Here is a 7,627-nt window from a genome sequence, read left to right as displayed (position 1 = left end):
GTTATGAATCCTTAAGAGAACGGGGCAAGAGCGCGAAAGTCGCGCTCATCGCCTGTATGCGAATACTGCTGATCAGATTGAATGCCATGCTGCGAGACGGCACAGAGTGGCGGTGACGAATGGTGGCAGTAAGACAGTTGCTCCCACATTGGGTTTTGCGTGATGTTTAAGCGATTTTCTCGAACTTCAGATCCCACACGCCATGCCCAAGACGTTCGCCGCGGCGTTCGAACTTGGTGATCGGGCGTTCGGCCGGGCGTGGTACGCATTTGCCGTCTTCGGCGAGGTTGCGGTAGCCCGGGGCGACGTTCATCACTTCCAGCATGTACTCGGCGTACGGCTCCCAGTCGGTGGCCATGTGCAGGATGCCGCCAACCTTCAGCTTACTGCGCACCAGTTCGGCGAAGGACGCCTGAACGATACGACGCTTGTGGTGACGGCTCTTGTGCCATGGATCCGGGAAGAACAGCATCAGGCGATCGAGGCTGTTGTCGGCGATGCAGCGGTTGAGCACTTCAATCGCGTCGCAATCGTAGACCCGCAGGTTGGTCAGGCCCTGAGTCAGCACGCCGTTGAGCAGCGCGCCGACACCCGGACGGTGCACTTCAACACCGATGAAGTCCTGATCCGGTGCCGCCGCGGCCATTTCCAGCAGCGAGTGGCCCATGCCGAAACCGATCTCCAGCGAGCGCGGTGCCGAACGGCCGAACACCTGATCGTAATCCACCGGCGCGTCGGCCAGCGGCAGCACGTACAGCGGCGCGCCCTGGTCCAGACCCCGTTGCTGGCCTTCGGTCATGCGCCCGGCGCGCATCACGAAGCTCTTGATGCGGCGGTGTTGGCGCTCGTCGCCCTCTTCCGTCTGGATAGGCGTGTCGTTCGATTCAGTCATCAATGGCTCTTACTTGATCAGACCATCCAGCGGCGAAGAGGCGCTGGCATAGAGTTTTTTCGGCATGCGGCCGGCGAGGTAGGCCAAGCGGCCTGCGACGATCGCGTGTTGCATGGCTTGGGCCATCATCACCGGTTGCTGAGCATGGGCGATGGCCGAGTTCATCAGCACCGCGTCACAGCCCAGTTCCATGGCGATGGTGGCGTCGGAGGCGGTACCGACACCGGCATCCACCAGCACCGGAATCTTGGCCTCTTCGAGGATGATCTGCAGGTTGTACGGGTTGCAGATCCCCAGACCGGAACCGATCAGACCGGCCAGCGGCATGACCGCGATGCAGCCGATTTCCGCCAGTTGGCGAGCGATGATCGGGTCATCACTGGTGTAAACCATCACGTCGAAGCCTTCCTTGACCAGCGTTTCGGCGGCCTTGAGGGTTTCGATCACGTTGGGGAACAGGGTTTTCTGATCAGCCAGCACTTCCAGCTTCACCAGGTTGTGACCATCGAGCAGCTCACGGGCCAGGCGGCAGGTGCGCACGGCTTCGATGGCGTCGTAGCAACCGGCGGTGTTCGGCAGGAAGGTGTAGCGATCGGGCGACAGCACTTCGAGCAGGTTCGGCTCGCCTTCGATCTGGCCGAGGTTGGTACGGCGCACGGCGAAGGTGACGATCTCGGCACCCGAGGCTTCGATGGCCTGACGGGTTTCTTCCATGTCACGGTACTTGCCGGTACCAACCAGCAAACGCGACTGGTAAGTACGACCGGCCAGAACAAAAGGCTTGTCGCTGCGAACGATGCTCATGGGGAATCCTCTTTAGGGGTGAGGGTCTTGCAGAATTCTGTGCCCTTGCGGGCCGGCGATCAGCCGCCGCCGATGGCATGCACCACTTCGACGTTGTCGCCGTCGTTCAGGGTGGTGTCGGCATGCTGGCTGCGCGGGACGATATCCAGATTGAGTTCGACTGCCACCCGGCGACCGGTCAGGTCCATACGGGCAATCAGGGCCGCAACGGTTTCACCGTCGGGCAGTTCAAGGGATTCGCCGTTCAACTGAATGCGCATGCGCCTGGCCGCCATCATTTTTAGGGGGTGGCATTCTAGCCCGATCATGACCTAAAGGTCAGCACCAAGCGTCAAGCGGTTTACTGCAGGCGCCAGGCGGCAAGTCCAAGACACAGCCAGCCAACCAGAAACGCCAGACCGCCGAACGGAGTGATGATGCCGAGCTTGCTGATGCCGGTGGTGGTCAGCACATACAGACTGCCCGAGAACAACAGGATGCCGACGGCGAACGAGATACCAGCCCAGGTCACCAATCGCCCCTGAATCTGCGTGGCCAGCAGCGCCACGCCGAACAGCGCCAGGGTGTGCACCAGTTGATAGGTCACGCCGGTATGGAAAATCGCCAGATACTCGGGGGTCAGGCGGCTCTTCAGGCCATGAGCGGCGAAGGCGCCAAGGCCCACACCGGTAAAACCAAAGAAAGCGGCCAGCATCAGAAAGCCACGCAGCATGTGGAACTCCAGTCAGACTCGTTCGGCAGGGTCTGTATAATGGCCCGCTCTATCGGTTCGGCCAAGCCATCTCTATGCTGCGTTCACTTTTGCGTCGTCTCACGAAGGCCCTGCTCTGGTTCGCGGGCGGCAGCGTATTGCTGGTGTTGCTGTTTCGCTTCGTGCCGCCGCCGGGTACGGCGCTGATGGTCGAGCGCAAGGTCGAATCCTGGGTCGACGGCGAACCGATCGACCTGCAGCGCACCTGGAAACCGTGGGACGAAATCTCCGACGACCTCAAGGTCGCGGTCATGGCCGGCGAAGATCAGAAGTTTCCCGAGCACTGGGGTTTTGACTTCGGCGCGATTCAGGCTGCGCTGGCCCACAACGAACTCGGCGGTTCGATTCGCGGTGCCAGCACCTTGAGCCAGCAAGTGTCGAAGAACCTGTTTCTGTGGTCCGGTCGCAGTTATCTGCGCAAGGGTCTGGAAGCGTGGTTTACCGCGCTGATCGAGGTGCTGTGGCCCAAGCAGCGGATTCTTGAGGTTTACCTGAACAGCGTCGAGTGGGATGACGGGGTGTTTGGTGCCGAAGCCGCAGCACGTCATCACTTTGGTGTGAGCGCCAAGTCACTGTCGCGGCAGCAGGCGAGTTATCTGGCGGCGGTGCTGCCTAACCCGCGCGTGTGGAGCGCCAGCCATCCGACGGCTTATGTATCGCGCCGGGCCGGGTGGATTCGCCAGCAGATGAGCCAGCTGGGTGGGACCAGTTACCTGCTGGGGCTTGATGATTCGCGCCGGGCGCCTTGGGCCGAATAACCACATTCAATCATTCAGACACCATCAATCACTGTGGGAGCGGGCTTGCTCGCGAAGGCGGTGGGTCAGCCAGCATTGTCGGTGACTGACACGACGCCTTCGCGAGCAAGCCCGCTCCCACAGGGATTTGTGTTGAAACAGAAATGAAAACGCCCCGATCATCGCTGATCGGGGCGTTTTTGTTTGCCTGAGCGCCGGTTATGCGGCGATCGACAACTTGAGCTTGTTCATCGCGCTCTTCTCGAGCTGACGGATCCGCTCGGCCGACACGTTGTACTTCTGCGCCAGGTCGTGCAGCGTGGCTTTCTCTTCTGCCAGCCAGCGCTGGTAGAGGATGTCGCGGCTACGCTCGTCCAGCACTTCCAGCGCTTCGTGCAGGTTGTGGTTGGAGTTGTCGCTCCAGTCGGCATCTTCCAGTTGACGCGCCGGGTCGTACCGGTGGTCTTCCAGGTAGTTGGCCGGCGACTGGAAAGCGCTTTCGTCATCGGCCTCTGCAGCCGGGTCGAAGGCCATGTCATGGCCAGTCAGGCGACTTTCCATCTCGCGCACTTCACGTGGTTCGACGCCAAGGCTTTCCGCCACACGGTGGACTTCCTCGTTGTTCAGCCACGCCAGACGTTTCTTCTGGCTGCGCAGGTTGAAGAACAGCTTGCGCTGGGCCTTGGTGGTCGCGACCTTCACAATGCGCCAGTTGCGCAGGATGAACTCGTGAATTTCCGCCTTGATCCAGTGCACGGCGAACGACACCAGACGCACACCCATTTCCGGGTTAAAGCGTTTTACCGCCTTCATCAGACCGACGTTGCCTTCCTGGATCAGGTCAGCCTGAGCCAGACCGTAGCCGGAATAGCTACGGGCAATGTGTACGACAAATCGCAGGTGGGCGAGCACCATCTGCCGAGCCGCCCCCAAATCCTGCTCATAGTAGAGACTCTCGGCCAGTTCACGCTCCTGCTCCGGCGTCAGCAATGGAATGCTGTTGACGGTGTGCACATAGGCTTCCAGGTTCGCACCCGGAACCAACGCGTACGCAGGTTGCAAAGAATTGGTCATGCGAAAAAACCTCCCACTTACATACTCGTGCCTCTCGGCACTGCGAAAAATTGACCGGGAATTCAAGTACAAGTTCCCAAAAAAACCGCAAGGTCAATCACGCGCAAAAAAGATTCTACTTCGGCGCCAGCTCCCTGAGATGACGTGCGACTGCAATCCATGCACCGATATAACCCAACAGCACCGCGCCAAGCAAGAGCGACAGACCGTCGGCAACTGGCACTCCGGCCAGCGCGAAATCACTGCCGTACAAGCCGGCCAGTCCAACCACCGCGTCGTTCAGCCAGTTCAGGCCGAACGCCAGCACACCCCAGGACAGAACCCCCGCACCGAAGCCATACAACGCACCCATATAAAGGAAGGGGCGACGTACATAGCTGTCAGTGCCGCCGACGAGTTTAATCACTTCTATCTCTGTGCGGCGGTTTTCAATATGAAGACGAATGGTATTGCCTATCACCAAAAGTAATGCAGACACCAAAAGCACCGTCAGACCGAAGACAAAACGGTCACCGAGCTTGAGGATGGCGGCCAGACGCTCGACCCAGACTAGATCAAGTTGCGCCTGTTGTACCTTCGGCAGCTCGGAAAGTTTTTGTCTTAATGCTTCCAGAGTCGGCTTGTCGACCTCGTTCGGGGTCACCAGCACCACGCCCGGCAGCGGGTTCTCCGGCAGCTCGCGCAGGGCTTCGCCCAGACCGGACTGCTGCTGAAACTCTTCCAGCGCCTGATCACGACCGACATATTCGGCATCAGCGACGCCGGGCATGCCTTTGATCTGCTCGCGCAACGATTCACCCTGCGCGGGCGTGGCATCCAGCTGCAGGTATAGCGAAATCTGCGCCGCACGCTGCCACGAACCGCCCAGACGCTCGACGTTGTTGATCAGCAGTGACAAGCCCATCGGCAGGCTCAGCGCCACGGCCATCACCATGCAGGTGAAGAAACTGCCGATCGGCTGCTTGCCGAGGCGCCGCAGGCTGTCGAGCAGGCTGGCACGGTGACTTTCGATCCACGAACGCAACAGCGTGGAAAAGTCCGGGCCGTCGTCATCGTCGTGTTTTTTCTTCTTTGGCGGTTGCGGGTCGGCGGCTTTCGGGGCCACGCGCTCGGAAACCTTCGGACTGCGTGTCGCACTCATACGCCGGCCTCCCCGTCGCCGATCAGTCGGCCGCGTTGCAGAGTCAGCATGCGGTGGCGCATGCGCGCAATCAGGGCCAGGTCGTGACTGGCGATCAGCACGCTGGTGCCCAAGCGGTTGATGTCTTCGAACACGCCCATGATCTCGGCCGCCAGACGCGGGTCGAGGTTACCGGTCGGTTCGTCCGCCAGCAGCAGGGCCGGACGGTGCACGATGGCGCGGGCGATGCCGACGCGCTGTTGCTGACCGGTGGACAGGTCGCCCGGGTACAAATCGGTTTTATCCGACAACGCCACGCGCTCCAGCGCCGAATCGACGCGCTTGGCGATTTCGGCCTTGGACAAGCCGAGAATCTGCAGCGGCAGCGCGACGTTGTTGAACACCGTGCGATCAAACAGCAACTGGTGATTCTGGAACACCACGCCGATCTGCCGACGCAGGAACGGAATCTGCGCGTTGCTGATGGTGCTCAGGTCCTGCCCGGCCAGCAGCAGTTTGCCGCTGGTCGGACGCTCCATCGCCAGCAACAGGCGCAACAGCGTGGACTTACCGGCACCGGAGTGACCGGTGACAAACAGAAACTCGCCACGACGGACTCGAAAGCTCAGCTCATGCAAGCCGACGTGACCGTTCGGGTAGCGTTTACCGACCTGTTCGAAACGAATCATGAACGCTCCCGTTCGGCAAACAGTGCCTGGACAAAGGGTTCGGCTTCAAAGGTACGCAGATCGTCGATGCCTTCACCGACACCGATGTAGCGGATCGGCAAACCAAACTGCTTGGCCAGGGCGAAAATCACCCCGCCCTTGGCGGTACCGTCGAGCTTGGTCAGCGCCAGGCCGGTCAGTTCGACGGTCTGGTTGAATTGCTTGGCCTGGTTGATCGCGTTCTGACCGGTGCCGGCATCAAGTACCAGCAGCACTTCGTGCGGTGCGTCGGCGTCGAGCTTGCCGATCACCCGGCGAACTTTCTTCAGCTCTTCCATCAGGTTGTCTTTGGTGTGCAGACGACCGGCGGTGTCGGCGATCAACACGTCGATGCCACGGGCCTTGGCGGCTTGCACGGCGTCGAAGATCACCGAAGCAGAGTCGGCGCCGGTGTGCTGGGCGATCACCGGGATCTTGTTGCGCTCGCCCCAGACCTGCAGCTGCTCAACGGCAGCGGCGCGGAAGGTGTCACCGGCGGCGAGCATGACTTTCTTGCCTTCCAGTTGCAGCTTCTTCGCCAGTTTGCCGATGGTGGTGGTCTTGCCAGCGCCATTGACGCCGACCACCAGAATCACGAACGGCTTGCTCTGCGAGGCAATTTTCAGCGGCTGCTCGACCGGCTTGAGCATTGACGCCAGCTCGGCCTGCAACGACTTGTACAGCGCGTCGGCGTCGGCCAGCTCTTTGCGGGCGACCTTCTGGGTCAGGCGCTGGATGATCTGCGTGGTGGCTTCGACACCGACGTCGGCGGTCAGCAGTCGGGTCTCCAGCTCATCGAGCAGGTCGTCATCAATGGTTTTACGGCCGAGAAACAGGCTGGCCATGCCCTCGCCGATGCTGGCGCTGGTTTTCGACAGGCCTTGCTTGAGGCGGGCGAAGAAGCCGACTTTGGTTTCTTCGCTGCGCGGGGCTTCGACTGGCGTTTCAGCAACCACGTCTACCGGCACCACCGGAGCAGCGACGACCGGTGCAGGTGCAGGTGCAGGCTCGAGCTGCTGAACGACCGGCGCAACAGGGGCGACGACCACCGGGGTCACTGGCTCGGGAACAACCGGCGCAGGCTCGACAACCGGCTCAACCAATGGCGCCGGAGCGACTTCAGGGACGAACGCGGCAGGTGCAGGAATCGGCGGCGTCACATGCGGCGCAGCCTCTTCGACCAAGGCCACCGGCTCTTCCGCCACCGGCAAGGTCAGCCACGGCTCGGCCGCCGGAGTCAGTGGCAGCTCGGCCGCTACCGGGGTTTCAGGTTCTGGCTCGGGCTCGACCGGTTGCAGCACCGGCTCGGCAATCGGCAGCACGATCGGCGCCGGCTCTTCTTCTATAGCAGGCGCTGGCGTCGGAGCCGGTTCAGGAATCGCGGGCGGCTGTTCGACGACGGGTTCCTGCGGTTTCTTACGCAGCCATCCGAACAGGCTTTTCTTCTCGCCAGCCGCAGCTGGGGTCTTCTTGTCGTCGTTGGAACCAAACATGGAGGACGGCTATCTCACGGTAGCGACGCGCCATAAGGGCGCCCCGGCA

The 7,627-nt window shown here is 61.2% G+C and carries 9 protein-coding genes and 1 pseudogene; 2 read left to right on the top strand and 8 right to left on the bottom strand.

What is annotated here, in order from left to right; all coding sequences use genetic code 11:
* Window positions 1–116, top strand: a pseudogene (locus tag AC3WMV_RS20255) (IS110 family transposase); the annotation flags it as partial.
* Between the two features lie 50 nt (window positions 117–166).
* Here AC3WMV_RS20255 and trmB read toward each other — a convergent pair.
* The 4 genes from trmB to AC3WMV_RS20235 all read right to left on the bottom strand — a co-directional run bounded on the left by trmB (window position 167) and on the right by AC3WMV_RS20235 (window position 2,408).
* Entirely contained in the window at window positions 167–892 is a 726-nt protein-coding gene (gene trmB, locus AC3WMV_RS20250; protein ID WP_027610572.1) for a tRNA (guanosine(46)-N7)-methyltransferase TrmB, read from the bottom strand.
* A gap of 9 nt (window positions 893–901) precedes the next feature.
* Window positions 902–1,696 (bottom strand): thiazole synthase, encoded by a 795-nt coding sequence (locus tag AC3WMV_RS20245; RefSeq protein WP_007964131.1) that lies wholly within the window; start codon window positions 1,694–1,696, stop codon window positions 902–904.
* A gap of 59 nt (window positions 1,697–1,755) precedes the next feature.
* Window positions 1,756–1,956: a sulfur carrier protein ThiS gene (gene thiS, locus AC3WMV_RS20240; RefSeq protein ID WP_178085238.1), complete on the bottom strand. Its 201-nt coding sequence runs from the start codon at window positions 1,954–1,956 to the stop codon at window positions 1,756–1,758.
* Between the two features lie 80 nt (window positions 1,957–2,036).
* On the bottom strand, window positions 2,037–2,408 hold the full coding sequence (locus AC3WMV_RS20235) for a DUF423 domain-containing protein (protein WP_003229144.1): 372 nt from the start codon (window positions 2,406–2,408) through the stop codon (window positions 2,037–2,039).
* Window positions 2,409–2,482: 74 nt separating this feature from the next.
* On the opposite strand from AC3WMV_RS20235, the gene mtgA reads away from it, so the two are divergent.
* Window positions 2,483–3,205 (top strand): monofunctional biosynthetic peptidoglycan transglycosylase, encoded by a 723-nt coding sequence (gene mtgA / locus AC3WMV_RS20230; protein ID WP_103368017.1) that lies wholly within the window; start codon window positions 2,483–2,485, stop codon window positions 3,203–3,205.
* Window positions 3,206–3,403: 198 nt separating this feature from the next.
* Here mtgA and rpoH read toward each other — a convergent pair whose 3' ends face one another.
* The 4 genes from rpoH to ftsY all read right to left on the bottom strand — a co-directional run bounded on the left by rpoH (window position 3,404) and on the right by ftsY (window position 7,578).
* Window positions 3,404–4,258: an RNA polymerase sigma factor RpoH gene (gene rpoH, locus AC3WMV_RS20225; protein WP_103368018.1), complete on the bottom strand. Its 855-nt coding sequence runs from the start codon at window positions 4,256–4,258 to the stop codon at window positions 3,404–3,406.
* 115 nt (window positions 4,259–4,373) lie between these two features.
* The gene (ftsX, locus tag AC3WMV_RS20220; RefSeq protein ID WP_007964135.1) at window positions 4,374–5,399 is read right to left on the bottom strand and encodes a permease-like cell division protein FtsX; all 1,026 of its coding nucleotides are present in this window, start codon (window positions 5,397–5,399) and stop codon (window positions 4,374–4,376) included.
* A complete protein-coding gene (ftsE, locus tag AC3WMV_RS20215) occupies window positions 5,396–6,067 on the bottom strand; it encodes a cell division ATP-binding protein FtsE (protein ID WP_003229148.1) in 672 nt (223 codons plus the stop codon). The genes ftsX and ftsE overlap by 4 nt, the downstream gene beginning before the upstream one ends.
* A complete protein-coding gene (gene ftsY / locus AC3WMV_RS20210; RefSeq protein WP_103368019.1) occupies window positions 6,064–7,578 on the bottom strand; it encodes a signal recognition particle-docking protein FtsY in 1,515 nt (504 codons plus the stop codon). Before ftsY ends, ftsE begins: the two co-directional genes overlap by 4 nt.
* Window positions 7,579–7,627 lie beyond the last annotated feature (49 nt).

The organism is Pseudomonas sp. FW305-3-2-15-E-TSA4, from assembly GCF_058787295.1.
The sequence above is the reverse complement of the archived record's forward strand: the minus strand, read 5'-3'. Positions and strand labels throughout refer to the sequence as shown.